Genomic DNA, 14,573 nt, shown 5'->3' with positions numbered 1-14,573 from the left:
ACCGTCCGTCCGGGGCTCACCCCGGCGTCCCGCCCGAAACCTCTGGAGTCCCCGGTGACCGACCTGACGCACCGCCAGGCGAGCTGGCGATGAGCTTCCCGCGTACCTCGCCCCGCGCCGAGCGCGCGGCCCGGCTGGCCGTGCACGGCTCGCCGCGGACCGCCCGCGCCCTGCTCACCGCCGCGCTGGCCGCCCTGATCGCCGCCCTGCTGGTCCAGCGCCCGTAGCCGGACCGGTACAGCGCCCGCGGCACGACGCGGGCGGGTGCCCGCTATGGTTCACGGGAGCCCGACCGAGGTGAGGGGAGTATCCGATGATCGGACGCGCGCTGAACGGGCGCTACGAGCTCGGCGAGATACTCGGCGTCGGCGGGATGGCCACCGTCTACCGGGCCCTGGACCACCAGTTGGGCCGCCCGGTCGCGGTGAAGGTGCTCAACGGCGGGCTCGCCGACGACCCCCGGTTCGCCGAGCGGTTCGCCCGCGAGGCCCGGCTGGCCGCGCTGCTGTCGCACCCGCGGATCGTCACGGTCTTCGACTCCGGCCTCGACCAGGGCTCCCCGTACCTGGTGATGGAGCTGGTGCATGGAGACACCTTGGGCAAGCTGATCGCCGACCTGGGCACCCTGCCGGTGGAGCGCGCCGTCGGCATCGCCGCCGCCGTGCTGGACGGGCTGGCTGCCGCGCACGCCCAGGGCCTGGTGCACCGCGACATCAAGCCCGGCAACATCATGATCACCCACGACGGCGGGGTGAAGGTGGTGGACTTCGGCATCGCCCGGGTCGGCTCCTCCTCCGGCCAGCAGCTCACCCAGGCCGCCTCGGTGGTGGGCACCGCCGCCTACCTCTCGCCGGAGCAGGCCACCGCCGGTGAGGTCGACGCCCGTGCCGACCTGTACGCCGTCGGCTGCGTGCTGTTCGAAATGCTCACCGGCGCACCGCCGTTCACCGCCGACACCCCCGTCGCGATCGCCTTCAAGCACGTCACCGAGTACCCGGTGCCGGTCACCGCCGTCCGCCCCCACGTGCCGCCCGCGCTGGACGCCGCGATCCTGCGGCTGCTCGCCAAGCACGCCGCCGAACGCCCCGCCGACGCGAACGCGGCCGCCGCCGAGCTGCTCGCCGCCGTCCCGGCCGCCCCCACCGACCGCACCGCCGAACTGCTCGGCGCCGCCACCCAGGTGCTGCCGCCCGTCCCCGGGGCCGTGCCGCCGCCCCCGCAGCACCGGCCGTGGACCGAGCAGCACCGCACCTCGGTGCTCCCGCCGATGCCGATGCCGATGTCCGCCCGCCGGGAGGAGGAGCCGCCGCCGCCCCGGCGCGGCCGCAACCCACTGGTGTACGCGGGCGTCGGCGCCGCCGTGTTCGCCTGCGTGGCCGGCATCGCCGCGTTCTCGCTCGGCGGCGGCGACTCCACCCCGGCGGCCCAGCCCGCCACTTCCGCTTCGCCGCCCGCCGCGAACAGCAGCGCCCCCGTGGCCTCCCCGTCCACGAGCGCCTCGGCCAAGCCGTCCGCGAGCGCCAAGCCGTCCACCAGTGCCAAGCCCACCGTGGCCGCCCAGATCGCCCAGCTGCGCGCCGACATCGCCCAGGCCGCCTTCGCCCACGAACGCGACCGCCAGGACACCCTGACGAACCTCCTCGACCAGGCCGCCCAGGCCGTGGGCGACCACCGCGCCGACGACGCGGAGAGCACCCTCAAGGACGCCCAGCGGGTGCTGCGCGACCTCGCGAAGCGCAAGGCCGTCGACAACGCCACGCTGGGCGGCTGGAACAACCGCCTGAACGCGCTGCTCTCCGCCGTGCACACCCAGGCGAAGGCGGACGAGCAGTAGTCCTACTGGCCGCCGCGGGCCCGGCTGATGGCCCGGGTCCGCACCTGGCGGGACAGCGCCGTCACACCCGTCGTCAGGAACACCACGGTGTACAGCACTTGGATCATCACCACGACCCGGGCCACCTGTCCGGACGGGTGGATGTCGCCGTAGCCGACGGTCGCCATGGTGATCACCGTGAAGTACAGCGCGTCGACCTTGGTGGTCAGGCCCACCAGCTCACCCGGCTGCTTGGACATTCCCAGGTACGCCGCGGAGAACACCACCAGCGCCCCGGACAGCAGCGTCAGGATCACCGGGACGGGCCGCCCCGACAGGCCCAGGAACTGCCGCCGGGCCTCGCGCAGCAGGCCCACCCCGACCAGTGCGAGCAGGACGATGAAGGTCACCCAGCTGAGCAGTGGGTGGTGCGGCCCGAACCAGTCCAGCGGGATCGTGAAGAAGGCCGTCAGCAGCAGGACCGGCCCGCCCAGCAGGGCGAGGTACGTCCGGGCCATCTCCTTCATACCGGCCCGGCCTTCCCGTCGCCGCCACCGGTTCCGTCCGACGGCGCCACAGGCTCTTCGGGGGGCGTGTCGAGGAACTCCAGCACCGCCAGCACGGCCAGCAGCACCACCGCGATCCAGAGCACCACCACCGCCGTCGGATAGCCCCAGGTGAGCAGCACGATCGCGGCCACCAGGACGGCGCCCCAGCCCAGCCAGGCCTTCCGCCGGTGCACGAACCGGCCGACCGGGCCGAGCCGCATCCCGATGCCCTCGGCGGCCCGCCGGACGGCGCCCAGTCCGGCCTGCCACAGCTGCCGCACCCAGCCGGCCCGCCGGCCGGAGCCGGTCAGCCAGGCCGCGAGCGCGATCACGATGCCCAGCGCCAGCAGCATCCGGACGGCGGCCCGCAGGTAGCGGACCAGGGTGTCGTAGACCGCCATCGCGGCGGCCTGGTCGACGTCGGCGGGCAGCTTGTCGAGGTACAGCGCCCGGAACACGGTCAGCCCGATGCCGAGCAGCACCGCCGCGAACGCCATGCCGAGCGCCGCCCCGACGGTGGCCCGGCGGTGGTGCACCGCCAGCAGGATGCCGCCGACGGCGCACAGCACCGCCAGCACCGGCACCCAGAGCCCGGCCACGTCGAGCAGCCGCAGCCCGGTCTGGGCCTTCTTCACGGCGTCCGACTGCACCAGGACGAAGTCGGTGTGCGTCTCGGGGATCTTCGCCGCCAGCCCCACCCCGTTCGCCACCAGCCGGTCCTTGACCTGGGTGATCACCGGCGCCAGGTCGAGGGTGACGGTGTCGCCCTTGACCTGTACGGCGCCGCCGCCCTGCCCGGTCAGCACCTTGGTGAACGTGGCGTGCGCGTTGCGCAGGATGTTCTCCCAGATGCCGGCGAACGCGTCCGACTGGACGACGTTCAGCACCTGGTCGTGGACGAACCCGGTCAGCCCGTCGGTCAGTGCCGGCCCGATCCTGCCCAGTGCGGCGTTCAGGGCCGGCCGGTCGGGGGGCGCCACCTCGTTCAGCAGGTCGGAGATCGGCAGCTGCTCCATGATCGCGTTCGTCGCCCGGTTGGCGACCGCGCCCTGCACGGCCGGGTCGGACGACAGCGGGGCCAGCGTGGCCACGAACCGGTTGGTGTCGGTGACCTGCGCCCGGCTCCAGGAGGCGACCACCGCCAATGGGGTGAGCAGCGCGGCCAGCACGATCAGCACGACGGCGAAGAACGACCGGACCCGGTGCCGGCGGGGCTTCTCCTGCGACTCCAGGGAGGCGACCCTGGCGCGCAGGGCGGCGACTTCGCTCTCGTCCGGGGACTCGGCCGTCATCAGTCCTCCCAGGTGATCCGCCGTCAGGTGAATACCAGGAGATACCGGAACAATTCAGCCAGCCACTCGGAGTGCGCCGACATGCCGGAACCCCCGGACCGCCGAGGGGCGGTGCGGGGGCTCCGGAAGACCTTGTGGCGTCGGCCCGGGGGGCCGGCGGGTGTCAGGCCGTGGTCGACTTGGGCGTCTCGGTGGCCTTGGTGATGACGGTCGGCTCGACGGCCTGGCGGGGCGCTTCGGCCTGCGAGGCGGCGGTGCCGTTCTGCGCCTCGGCGGCGGGGGCGTCGTCCTCGCGCAGGGCCTTCGTCTCGGCCTTCAGGATGCGCATCGACTTGCCGAGGCCGCGGGCCATCTCGGGCAGCTTCTTCGAGCCGAACAGCAGGACCAGCACCACCACCATGATGGCGATGTGCCAGGGCTCAAGACCGTTACGGAACATCCCTGACCACCGGTCCTTTCGTGGAAGTTCTCGCTGTGACGTCTGGGCCGGACGGAACGCCCGACTCGGCCAGTATGCCTGGCGTTATCGGCGAACGTATACACCCGCTGGCAAACAGCGGCCGAAATGCAGGTGATACGGGTCATGTGGTCTGTACCACCTGGGAGTTCCTCGCGGCGGGCTGCCCGACGGGGCGCAGGTGGCGCATCAGCAGGTGGGCGGCGAGCGCGGCGCCGAGCATCACCAGGACTCCGACCACCGCGGCGACGTGCATTCCGGCGGTGAAGGCGTCGCGGGCGGTGGCGAGAAGTCGGTCGGCGGCGTCGGCGGGCAGCCGGGCGGCGGTGGTGACGGCCCCGCCGAGGGTGTCGCGGGCGGCGTCGGGGGCGGAGCCGTCCATCCGGGCCCGGTAGATCGCGGCGCCGGCCGCGCCGAGCACCGCGATGCCGAGCGAGCTGCCGAGTTCCTGGGCGGTCTCGGAGGTGGCCCCGGCGGCGCCGGCCCGTTCGGCGGGGGCGGCGGAGAGCACCATTTCCCCGGTGATGCTGACGGTGCCGACCGCGCCGGCGGCGATGATCCCGGCGGCGAGCAGCGGCAGGGCCAGCGAGGAGCCGGGGACGACGAAGGCCATCGCGGCGAAGCCGACGGCGCTGGCCAGGAAGCCGCTGGTGAGCAGGATCGCGGGCCGCACCTTGCCGGCCAGGGCGCCGAAGCCGCCGACCGCCGCGCCGACCCCGACGCTGGGCAGCAGCGCCCACAGCGAGGCGGCGAGCGGGCCGTAGCCCTTGACCAGCTGCAGGTACTGGGAGGTGAAGAGGCAGAAGCCCATCATGGCGAACATCGCGATGGTATTGACGGTGATCGCCCCGCTGTAGGTGCGGATCCGGAACAGCGAGACGTCGAGCAGCGGGTTCGCGGCGGTGCGCAGCCGCACGGCGAGGCCGGCGCCGATCAGCAGGCCGGCGACGAGGACGAGCACCGGGAGCGGGCTCCAGCCGTCCACCGCGAGGGTCTTGATGCCGTAGACGACCGGCAGCACCGTGCCGATGGACAGGGCGGCGCCGAGCAGGTCGAAGCGGCCCTCCTGCGGGGCGCGGTACTCGGGGAGCAGGAACGGCGCGGCGGCCATCACCAGCAGCATCACGGGGACGGCGATCAGGAAGGCCGAGCCCCACCAGTAGTGCTCCAGCAGCAGCCCGCCGACCACCGGCCCGAGGGTGGCGCCGGCCATCATCACGCCGCTCCAGGCGCCGATCGCGGCCTGCCGCTGCTTGGCGTCCGGGAACATGTTGCGCACCAGGGCCAGGGTGGAGGGCCCGAAGACCGCTCCGGCGATGCCCAGCAGGGCCCGGGCGGCGATCAGCTGGTTCGCCCCGTCCGCCCAGGCGGCCACCAGTGAGGCGGCGGCGAAGGCGGCGGTGCCGCCGATCAGCAGTTTGCGCCGGCCGATCCGGTCGCCCAGGGCGCCCATCGGGATCAGCAGCCCGGCCAGCAGGAACGAGTACATGTCCATGATCCACAGCTGCTGGGTGCCGCTGGGCCGCAGGTCGGTGGCGATGAACGGGACGGCGAAGAACAGCACGCCCATGTCCATGGCGAGGACGAGGGTCGGCAGCAGGAGGAGGGCGAGGCCCAGCCATTCGCGTCGGCCGGCGCGGCCGTGGTCGGAGGTCATGCCGAGGACTGTACGGACGTCTTGCACGGCTGTCTAGTACAAGCGTCTAAATCGAATGTGCCAGACGTTCGAGCAAGACAAGCGTCTTGGACTGCCGTAGCATCGGCGCATGGGAAATCGCGAGGACCTGCTGGCCAGCGCCAAGCACTGCCTGTACGAGAAGGGCTACGGGCGCACCACCGCCCGGGACATCGCCACCGGGGCGGGCGTCAGCCTCGCCGCGATCGGCTACCACTACGGCTCCAAGGACGCGCTGCTGATCCAGGCGCTGGTGGAGGCGATGGGGGAGTGGGGCAGCGCCATCGGCTCCGCACTGGCCTCCTCGGCGGACATCGCCGACCCGAAGGAGCGGTTCGTCCGCTCCTGGGACGCGATGCGGGACAGCTTCGCCACCCACCGGGGCCTGTGGACGGTGCAGTTCGAGATCCTCGGGCAGCTGGAGAACCTGCCGAAGCTGCGCGAGCAGCTGGCCGAGGCCCAGAAGCTGGGCCGGCTCGGCCTGGCCGCGCTGTTCCAGGGGAAGGCCGAGCACGAGGACACCCCGGACGAGCTCGCCAAGGGCGTGTTCTACCAGTCGCTGCTGCTCGGCCAGGCCGCGCACTGGCTGATCGACCCGGACGGGGTGCCCGGCGGCGAGGACTACCTGCGGGCGATGGCGCTGGTGAGTGGCGAGGTCCTCGGCCGGTCCTGAGCGGGCGTCAGGCGGTGACGGCGGTGAGCAGCACCACCGCGTCGGTGTGGGCGAGCAGGCCGTGCCGCTCCTGCGGGACGGAGTGCAGCTCGCCCGCCGACGCGTCCTGCTGCCGGCCGGCCACGGTCAGCGCGACCCGGCCGCGCAGCACCTGGAGGCTGGCGGCGACCGGGGCGTTGTGCTCGTCCAGCGAGGCCCCGGCACGCAGCGCGATCACCGTCTGCCGCAGGACGCCGTCGTGCAGCAGCAGGTGGGCGCTGCGGCCGTGCGGGCTGGTGGCGGCCTTGGCGGCGTGCTCCTCGGCCAGCGCGTTCAGGTCGATCCGGGCCGGCTGCTCGGTCATCGCGTTCTCCTCCTTCGGCCCCCGGGGCCGACCCTAGGCAGGGTTGGCGGGCGGCGCGCGCTGGGCCACGCGCAGGGGGCAACGCGGGGCCCGTTCGGCGTGCGGGGCCCGGGAGGCGGCCCGATGGTGGTGCTATGGCGACCAATCAGAAATTCATCGACGGTTTTCAGGTGAACCGCGGCATGCTCACTGTCGGCGTGGCCCTCACGGGCATCGGCGCCCTCGTAGGACTGACCGGCACGGTCCTGGTCTGCGTGACCCTGGCGAACGCGGGCCGGGGCTGGATCCAGCAGCTGGAGACCCATCCGGCCGCGCTCGCGCAGCGCACCCTGCACCAGGCGAAGGCCGCGTCGGCGGCCGGACTGGAGGCCTGGCGCGCCAGTGCGAACTGACCGCGGACACGGCGGAGGCGGGCACCCGGCCGGGTGCCCGCCTCCGCCGCGCCCCCCGATTACAGGCCGAGCGACTTGGCGATGATGGTGCGCATGACCTCGCTGGTGCCGCCGTAGATCCGGAACACCCGGTTGTCGGTGTAGAGGCGGGCGATCGGGTACTCCAGGATGTAGCCGTAACCGCCGTGCAGCTGGAGGCACTTGTCGATCACCTCGGAGGCCGACTCGGTGCAGAACAGCTTGGCCGCCGCCGCGTCCGCGACCGTCAACTCGCCGTTCTGGTACAGCTCCAGCGCCTGGTCGACCATGGCCTGCTGGGCGAGCACCTGGGCCTGGCAGTCGGCCAGCGAGAACTTGGTGTTCTGGAACTCGGCGACGGCCTTGCCGAACACCTTGCGCTCCTTGACGTACTTCACCGCGAACTGCACCGCGGCGGCGGCCGAGGCGTACGCGCCGACCGCGATCGCCAGGCGCTCCTGCACCAGGTTGTGGGTCAGGTAGGAGAACGCCCGGCCCTCCTCGCCGAGCAGGTTCTCCACCGGGACCTTGACGTCGGTGAAGGCCAGTTCGGCGGTGTCCGAGGTGCGCAGGCCGATCTTCTGCAGCTTGCGGCCGACCGAGTAGCCCTCGGAGGTGGTGTCCACGCACAGGATGGACAGGCCCGCGCGGCGGTCCGCCGGGTCGTACGGCGCGGTGCGGCAGACCACCAGGACCAGGTCGGCCAGCACGCCGCCGGTGATGAAGGTCTTGGCGCCGTTGAGCACGTAGTGGGTGCCGTCGGCGGACAGCTTCGCGGTGGTGGCGATGCCCGCCAGGTCGGAGCCCGCGCCCGGCTCGGTCATCGCGATCGCGGTCATGATGTCGCCCGAGACGAAGCCCGGCAGCCAGCGCTGCTTCTGCTCCTCGGACGCGTACTCCATCAGGTACGGCAGCACCAGGCCGGTGTGCACGCCGGAGGAGCCGAAGGTGACGCCCGCGCGGGCGGTCTCCTCGTAGATCACCGCCTGGTACTTGAAGCCGGTCTCGCCGGCGCCGCCGTACTCCTCCGGGACCTCGATGCCGTAGACGCCGAGCTCGCCCAGCTTGCGGTAGAAGTCGCGCGGCGGGTGGCCGGCCTCCTCCCAGCTCTCGTAGACCGGGACGACCTCGTTCGCGATGAAGTCCCGGATGGTCTCCCGGAACGCCTCGTGGTCCTCGTTGTACACGGTGCGGCGCACGGTGCGCTCCCTTCGGCGGCCGGCCGGCTGGTGCCCGGCTGGTTGGTCGGCGCAGTCAAGTTAATCGCCGGTAGCTTGCGGTGTCCAGGGTCGGCGGCGACCCGTCGGGCGGCGCATCGGCCGAGGTCAGCCGAACTCGACGGACCTCCGGGCGCAGGCGTCGGAAGGGTCTGCTGGGATGGGCTCCGGGGCACGCGTGCCTTGGCCGATCGCGACGGGAGCCGCATGAACAACGAGAACACCGCGAAGCTGGCGGTGCTGATCGACGCCGACAACGCCCAGGCGTCGATCGTCGAGCACCTGCTGGCGGAGGTCGCCAAGTACGGGACGGCGCACGTCAAGCGGGCCTACGGGGACTGGACCGGCACCGCACTGAAGGGCTGGAAAGCGCAGCTGCTGGAGCACTCGATCCAGCCGATGCAGCAGTTCGCGTACACCACCGGCAAGAACGCGACCGACGCCGCGATGGTGATCGACGCGATGGACCTGCTGTACACCGGCCGGTTCGACGGCTTCTGCCTGGTCTCCAGCGACAGCGACTTCACCAGGCTGGCCTCCCGGATCCGCGAATCCGGGCTGACGGTGTACGGGTTCGGGGAGCGAAAGACGCCCCGGGCCTTCGTCGCCGCCTGCGACAAGTTCATCTACGCCGAGAACCTGACCCCGATCGCGCATGCCGTCGCGCTGGCCGAGCCGATCGAGCCCGGGCAGTTGGACGGGGCGATGGCCGCCCTGCTGCACAGCGTGCTGGAGTCGGCGTCCGGGGACGACGGCTGGGCGCACCTCGGTGAGGTCGGCAACCAGATCCGCAAGCGCAAGCCGGACTTCGACCCGCGCACCTACGGGTTCCCCAAGCTGATGCCGCTGCTGGAGGCGAACGGCCAGTTCGAGGTGGTCAAGCGCAACCACGGCGAAGGCAACCCGCCGGTGGCCTACGCGCGGACCCGCCGCCAGAGCTGAAATTCGGGGCCGTGGTGGTCTCTCTGCAAACTGGTGCGAAAGTCGTACCGGGGGCGGCCGCACGTTTCCCCGGTCGCCCGTAAATGGCTTGTGATTTCGGCCGGTTGGCGGGATCCGGGGTGATCATCCGTATGGTGGCCGGGAGTTGACCGAGTATCGACAGAAATCGAGGAAATCCGAAAACAGTGGTCGCCTGATTGTCGTACTGGCACACTGGGGCCTCATGTCTGATGGCCTTCCCCCCGTTTCCGGCGCCGACGGAAGTGGCGTCGAATTCCCCGCGTCCGAGAACTCCGAGAATCTCCGCACCACGGAGGTCGACCTCGGCGGCCTGGTCGGCGTGCTCGCCACGCACCTCTACTCGACACCACTGGTGGCGCTGCGTGAACTGGTGCAGAACGCCCACGACTCGCACACCCGGCGCAGGCTGGAGGACCCGGAGAGCACCTACCGGCCACTGATCCGGGTCACCGGCGACCCGGCGGCCCGGACGGTGGCGATCGAGGACAACGGGGCCGGGCTCACCGAACCGGAGATCCACGCCTACCTGGCCACCGTCGGCACCGGCTACACCCGGATGCTGCGCGACCTGACGGGCAACCAGGAACTCATCGGCGCTTTCGGACTGGGCTTCCTGTCGGCGTTCTCGGTCGCCGAGGAAGTGACCGTCACCACCGCCTCGCACCGCGAACCGCACGCCGCGCACACCTACCGCAGCCGCGGCGGCGAGCAGTACAGCGTCGAGCCCGCCGCACCCCGCCCCGCGGCCGGCACCGTGGTGACCCTGCGGCTCAAGCCCGAGCACGCCCACCTCGCCGACCAGGAGGCGCTGCGCGAAGTCCTCGCCCGGTACTGCGTGCTGCTGCCCATCGACGTGTTCGTCGGCGACGACGACGAGGCCGTCAACAACGTCGCGGTGCCGTGGCGGCAGGACCTGCCAGGCTCGCCCTACCTGCACCGGATGCGCTTCGCCACCGCCTTCGCCCGCAGCTTCGAACCGCTGACGGCGTTCCCCGTCCAGCCCGCCGACGACCGCACCGACGCCGTCGGCCTGCTCTGGGTCCAGGACGGCGGCACCTACGGCTCCAGCGACAACCGCGACCTCGCGGTCTACCTGCGCGGCATGCTGCTCGCCGACGACGCCCGCGACCTGCTGCCCAGCTGGGCCGGCTTCATCGGCGGCGTGGTCGAATCCAGCCGGCTCACCCCCACCGCCAGCCGCGAGGACCTCCAGCGCGACGAGCACTACCGGGCCCTCCAGCAGGCCCTCACCGACGCCATCGTCGACGGCCTGTACGAGACCGCCCGGCTGCACCCCGCCGCCTGGCGGCGGATCCTCGCCCGGCACGGCCAGGAACTGCTCGGCGCCGCCCTCTGCGACGACCGGCTGTTCACCCTGCTCGCCGACGACGTCCCCGTCCCCACCTCGCAGGGCGAACTCACCGCCGGCGCCCTGCGCGCCGCCGGCTCCGGCGCCGTGCACGTCGCCCTCGGCAGCGGCGGCGGCTTCGAGGAGATGCTGTACCGCGCCATGCAGGTACCGATCGCCCGCGGCGACCGGTACGCCGTCCTGCCGTTCCTGCGCCGCTACGCGCAGCTGCGGGACTGCCGGATCGTCGAACTCGGCAGCGAGAGCGGCAACCGCGAACTGTTCCGCGCCCCCGACCTGCCGCTGCCCGCCGAACAGCACGCCTGGCTGAGCGCCGCACTCACCGACGACGGCGAACAGCTCGTCCCGGCCCGCTTCGACCCGCCCGGGCTGCCACTGGTGCTGGTGCCCGACCGCGAGGCCGAACTCAAGGCCCGGATCGAGGACGACCAGGCGGACGCCCGCATCCCGTCCGCCGCGCTGCGCCTCGCCCGGGCGTTCACCGCGCGCACCGACGGCACCGTCAAGGCCCGGCTCTACCTCAACCTGGCCTCGCCCGCCGTGCACGACCTGCTGGCCGCCTACCGCGCCGGACACACCGGGGCGGCCACCGCCGCCGCGCTGCTGCGCTCGCTGAAGGTGATCATGGCGGCGGCCTCCGGCTCGACGGGCGGCTCGGGCGGCTCGGGCGGTGACCTGACCGCCGCCCTCGGCGGCATCTCCACGGCGGTCGCCGCGCTCACCGCCGACGTCCCCGCCGACGGCCTGTCGGCGGTGCCCGACACCATCTCCGCAGACACTCCGCAGGGGGACGAGGAACGATGACCACCGACATCTGGTCCTGGGTGCACGACACCCACCGCCAACTCGCCGAATCCGGCCAGCACCGGCTCGCCGACGCGCTCGCCGAGATCGCCGGCCACGCCGTCGAGGGCCGCAACGAGCAGCTCGACGCGATGTACCCCGAGGCGCTCGCCTCGGCCCGGGCCCTCGGCCTGCCCTGGGTGGAGGTCTTCCTGCGGCACTGGCGGCTGCAGAACCTGCTCAACAAGCGCTACCAGGGCGAGGCCGCGATGTCCGAGGCGGTTTCGCTGCTGGAGTTCGCGCACCGCGAGGAGACCGCCTCCTGCCCGCAATCGGTGTGCGCCGTCCAGGACTTCACCATCTGCCACGCCAACATCGACGGCCCCGGCTACGTGCCCGAGCGGCTCGCCGTGCTCGAGGAGACCCTGGAACGGGTCGAACCCGCCCGGGCCTGCTTCGACTGCCTCTCCCGCGAATACGCCGACACCCTGGAGGACGACGGCCGCCCCGCCGACGCCCTCGGCTACCTCGACCGCGCGCAGACCAGGATCCAGGCCGCCGGCGAGAACGTCTCGCTGTCCTTCGCGCACAGCCGGGTATCCGCCCTGCACCGCCTCGGCCGGCACCAGGACGCCCTGGACGCCTACGACACCGCCGAACACGCCTACGTCGCCGCCGGGAACCGCCTCGACGACGACGACCGCCGCAAGCTCGCCGTCGGCCGCGCCCTCCAGCACGCCGCCCTCGGCCGCACCGCGACCGCCCTCGAACTGCTGCCCGACGCCGAAGAGGCCGACCGCTACCCCGACATCCGGCACCGCTGGACCGCCGCCGTCGAACTGCTCACCGCCGCGGGCGAGTTCCCCAACGACGCCGCCCTCGGCGCCCGGCTGGCCGGCTGGGCCGGCGAACTCGACGCCGCCGGCTCCCACCGCCCCTGCCTCGACCTGGTGCTGACGGCCGGCCGGCTCGCCCTCGCCCGCGGCGCCCGCGAGGTCGCCCTCACGCTGGCCCGCACCGGCACCCGCAAGCTCGGCCGGCTGCGCCTCACCGACGGCGTCGTCGAACAGGTGGCCGAGCTGAAGGCCGCAGCCGAAGCCCTGCCGCACCCCGAACTGCCCGTCCCCGTGGACGAGTTGCCGCAGTGGCTGGCCGAGAACCGCCCCGAGCCGGAGACCGGCGCCGACCTGCTGGCCGCCGCCCTCGCCGGCGACGACGCACCCGACACCGTCCTGGTGCTCAACCTGGCCGGCGCGCTCGGCGCCCTCGGCCACGCCCGCGCCGTCACCGAACTGCTCTGGGCCCAGCTCGAACTCGATCCCGACAGCGACTACCTCACCGGCATGCTCGGCCAGCTGCTGATCGACGCCGAGGACGGCGACGGCATCGACCGGCTCGCCGACCGGCTGTCCGCCGCCCCCGCCGACGCGCACTGGCTGCGCGCCCGCTGGGCCGCCGCCCAGGGCCGCTGGGCGGAGGTCGGCGAGCAGTGCGCCGCCGTCCTCGTGCACGAACCGGACGCCCTCAACACCCGCCGGCTGGCCGCCTCCGCCGCCACCCGCCGCGGCGACCACGCCGAGGCCCAGCGGCTCTACGAGGAGCTGCTGGAGCACGCCCTCGACCCCGCCGAGGCCGGCGAGGACGAGGAACACCGCACCGTTCAGCCCCCCGACCTCTGGCACCTCGCCACCGCCGCCACCGCCAACCGCGACTGGCCCGCCGTCCGCGCCGCCGGCGCCCGCCTCGGCATCGAGTTCGACACCGACAGCGGCCCGATCGACGAGGAGTGGCAGCTGATCGAACTCCGCGCCCCGCGCCTCGGCGGCACCACCGTCGACCTGCCCGCCCTGCGCACCGGCCCCGCCACCGCCCGGGTGCTGCCGGTCCTCGGCGACGACCACGACCTCAACCACGGCGATGTCGTGGTGTTCTCCCCCGCCGTCCTCAACGACCGCCCCGAACCCGGCGAGGAGGACGACTGGCGCCCGGCCTTCGAGTTCCTCACCCTGCTCGACCCGGCCGGCTACACCACCTACTGGATCGACGGCGCCCTGCCCGACGAGGACACCTGGTACGCCCTGCGCGGCGCCCTCCAGGAAGCCGGCTACGCGGTCTGGGCCTACAGCGGCGACCAGTACCGCATCACCGACCCGCACCACGACGGCGAAACCCTCCCCGGCATCTACGCCGCCCTCGGCGTCCCGCCCACCGCCTCCGCCAAGGAAGCCGACATCCTCCTCACCGACCTCACCGCCTCCTGGCCCCACCCCCTCGCCTGGCCCGCCCTCGCCGAAGCCGCCGGCGCCGACCTGGCCCGGCACCAGAAGATCGTCGACGACTACGACCTGTAGGCCCTCCCGCCGCCGCCCGCGGTCCGGTCATCCCCGGACCGCGGGCCGTCGGCGGCCGGTACGGTGAGTAATGCAGGCGTTGGGCCGGACACCGCACGCGAGCGCGAGGGAGCCGGGCATGAGTGCACAGCCGATCGCGTACGGCGACGTGGACCACGAGGCCGCGCTGAAGTACGCCGTGCAGCTCGTCGACCACCGCCGGGCCCAGGTTGTCGAGGGACGGATCGTTCTGGCGTCACCGACCTGGGATCACGAACGCCTCGTCGCCCGGATCCGCCGGCAGCTCGACGCCCGGATCGACGAACTCGGCTGCGTCAGCGGGTCCGGCAACCTCGACCTGCCCGGGTCCCCGAACTGGTACCTGGCCGACATCGCCGTGGTCCCGGACGACCTCGCCGACGGGGCCGGCGCGCTCACCCCCGACCAGACCCTGCTGGTCGTCGAGGTCACCTCCGAGTCCAACGGCGACACCGACCGCGTCACCAAGCGCAAGCGCTACGCCCAGTACGGCGCGCCGCTCTACCTGCTCGCCGACCGGCAGAGCCGCGAGTGCACCCTGTTCTCCGAGCCGCACGACCTGGGCTACGCGGTGGTGGACGGCCCGCATCCGTTCGGCACGCCGATCCGCCTGCCGAAGCCGTTCGACCTGGTCCTGGACACCACGCGTTTCTGAGTGCGC

Annotated in this window: 14 protein-coding genes; 8 read left to right on the top strand and 6 right to left on the bottom strand. The window is 72.8% G+C overall.

All coding sequences use genetic code 11. From position 1 onward, the window contains the following. Positions 1 to 89 precede the first annotated feature (89 nt). Both ACGFWJ_RS16925 and ACGFWJ_RS16920 read left to right on the top strand, forming a co-directional pair. A complete protein-coding gene (locus ACGFWJ_RS16925) occupies positions 90 to 227 on the top strand; it encodes a hypothetical protein (RefSeq protein ID WP_387638937.1) in 138 nt (45 codons plus the stop codon). An 86-nt stretch (positions 228 to 313) separates the two neighbouring features. Then, the gene (locus ACGFWJ_RS16920) at positions 314 to 1,834 is read left to right on the top strand and encodes a protein kinase (RefSeq protein ID WP_392949939.1); all 1,521 of its coding nucleotides are present in this window, start codon (positions 314 to 316) and stop codon (positions 1,832 to 1,834) included. A 2-nt stretch (positions 1,835 to 1,836) separates the two neighbouring features. On the opposite strand, the gene ACGFWJ_RS16915 is transcribed toward ACGFWJ_RS16920, so the two are convergent. From ACGFWJ_RS16915 to ACGFWJ_RS16900, 4 genes are all read right to left on the bottom strand, one after another. Next, entirely contained in the window at positions 1,837 to 2,340 is a 504-nt protein-coding gene (locus tag ACGFWJ_RS16915) for a potassium channel family protein (RefSeq protein ID WP_392949936.1), read from the bottom strand. Continuing rightward, positions 2,337 to 3,653 carry a hypothetical protein gene (locus tag ACGFWJ_RS16910; RefSeq protein ID WP_392949934.1) on the bottom strand — a complete coding sequence of 439 codons (1,317 nt, stop codon included), beginning with the start codon at positions 3,651 to 3,653 and terminating at the stop codon, positions 2,337 to 2,339. The genes ACGFWJ_RS16915 and ACGFWJ_RS16910 overlap by 4 nt, the downstream gene beginning before the upstream one ends. A gap of 163 nt (positions 3,654 to 3,816) precedes the next feature. After that, entirely contained in the window at positions 3,817 to 4,092 is a 276-nt protein-coding gene (gene tatA, locus ACGFWJ_RS16905; RefSeq protein WP_392949932.1) for a Sec-independent protein translocase subunit TatA, read from the bottom strand. 142 nt (positions 4,093 to 4,234) lie between these two features. Continuing rightward, positions 4,235 to 5,767 (bottom strand): MFS transporter, encoded by a 1,533-nt coding sequence (locus tag ACGFWJ_RS16900; RefSeq protein ID WP_392949930.1) that lies wholly within the window; start codon positions 5,765 to 5,767, stop codon positions 4,235 to 4,237. Between the two features lie 109 nt (positions 5,768 to 5,876). Between ACGFWJ_RS16900 and ACGFWJ_RS16895 the strand changes: the two genes are divergently transcribed. Beyond that, positions 5,877 to 6,458, top strand: a complete 582-nt coding sequence (locus ACGFWJ_RS16895; protein WP_387638919.1) for a TetR/AcrR family transcriptional regulator — start codon at positions 5,877 to 5,879, stop codon at positions 6,456 to 6,458. A gap of 7 nt (positions 6,459 to 6,465) precedes the next feature. Here the strand turns inward: ACGFWJ_RS16895 and ACGFWJ_RS16890 are convergent, their stop codons facing one another. After that, the gene (locus ACGFWJ_RS16890; protein ID WP_387638917.1) at positions 6,466 to 6,801 is read right to left on the bottom strand and encodes a cupin; all 336 of its coding nucleotides are present in this window, start codon (positions 6,799 to 6,801) and stop codon (positions 6,466 to 6,468) included. A 134-nt stretch (positions 6,802 to 6,935) separates the two neighbouring features. Here ACGFWJ_RS16890 and ACGFWJ_RS16885 point away from each other — a divergent pair, with 134 nt between their 5' ends. Further along, positions 6,936 to 7,193 carry a hypothetical protein gene (locus ACGFWJ_RS16885; RefSeq protein ID WP_392949927.1) on the top strand — a complete coding sequence of 86 codons (258 nt, stop codon included), beginning with the start codon at positions 6,936 to 6,938 and terminating at the stop codon, positions 7,191 to 7,193. A 59-nt stretch (positions 7,194 to 7,252) separates the two neighbouring features. On the opposite strand, the gene ACGFWJ_RS16880 is transcribed toward ACGFWJ_RS16885, so the two are convergent. Beyond that, positions 7,253 to 8,410: an acyl-CoA dehydrogenase family protein gene (locus tag ACGFWJ_RS16880; protein ID WP_392949924.1), complete on the bottom strand. Its 1,158-nt coding sequence runs from the start codon at positions 8,408 to 8,410 to the stop codon at positions 7,253 to 7,255. A gap of 225 nt (positions 8,411 to 8,635) precedes the next feature. On the opposite strand from ACGFWJ_RS16880, the gene ACGFWJ_RS16875 reads away from it, so the two are divergent. The 4 genes from ACGFWJ_RS16875 to ACGFWJ_RS16860 all read left to right on the top strand — a co-directional run bounded on the left by ACGFWJ_RS16875 (position 8,636) and on the right by ACGFWJ_RS16860 (position 14,567). Continuing rightward, the gene (locus tag ACGFWJ_RS16875; protein ID WP_392949921.1) at positions 8,636 to 9,370 is read left to right on the top strand and encodes an NYN domain-containing protein; all 735 of its coding nucleotides are present in this window, start codon (positions 8,636 to 8,638) and stop codon (positions 9,368 to 9,370) included. A gap of 223 nt (positions 9,371 to 9,593) precedes the next feature. Continuing rightward, positions 9,594 to 11,564, top strand: a complete 1,971-nt coding sequence (locus tag ACGFWJ_RS16870) for an ATP-binding protein (RefSeq protein ID WP_387643890.1) — start codon at positions 9,594 to 9,596, stop codon at positions 11,562 to 11,564. Next, positions 11,561 to 13,894 carry a tetratricopeptide repeat protein gene (locus ACGFWJ_RS16865; protein ID WP_392949919.1) on the top strand — a complete coding sequence of 778 codons (2,334 nt, stop codon included), beginning with the start codon at positions 11,561 to 11,563 and terminating at the stop codon, positions 13,892 to 13,894. Before ACGFWJ_RS16870 ends, ACGFWJ_RS16865 begins: the two co-directional genes overlap by 4 nt. Before the next feature lie 118 nt (positions 13,895 to 14,012). Next, positions 14,013 to 14,567, top strand: coding sequence for a Uma2 family endonuclease (locus tag ACGFWJ_RS16860; RefSeq protein ID WP_392949916.1), 555 nt, complete (start codon positions 14,013 to 14,015; stop codon positions 14,565 to 14,567). Positions 14,568 to 14,573 lie beyond the last annotated feature (6 nt).

The sequence above is a fragment of the Kitasatospora sp. NPDC048407 genome, from assembly GCF_043200475.1.
Lineage (GTDB): Bacteria > Actinomycetota > Actinomycetes > Streptomycetales > Streptomycetaceae > Kitasatospora.
This window is presented reverse-complemented; position numbering and strand designations above follow the sequence as displayed.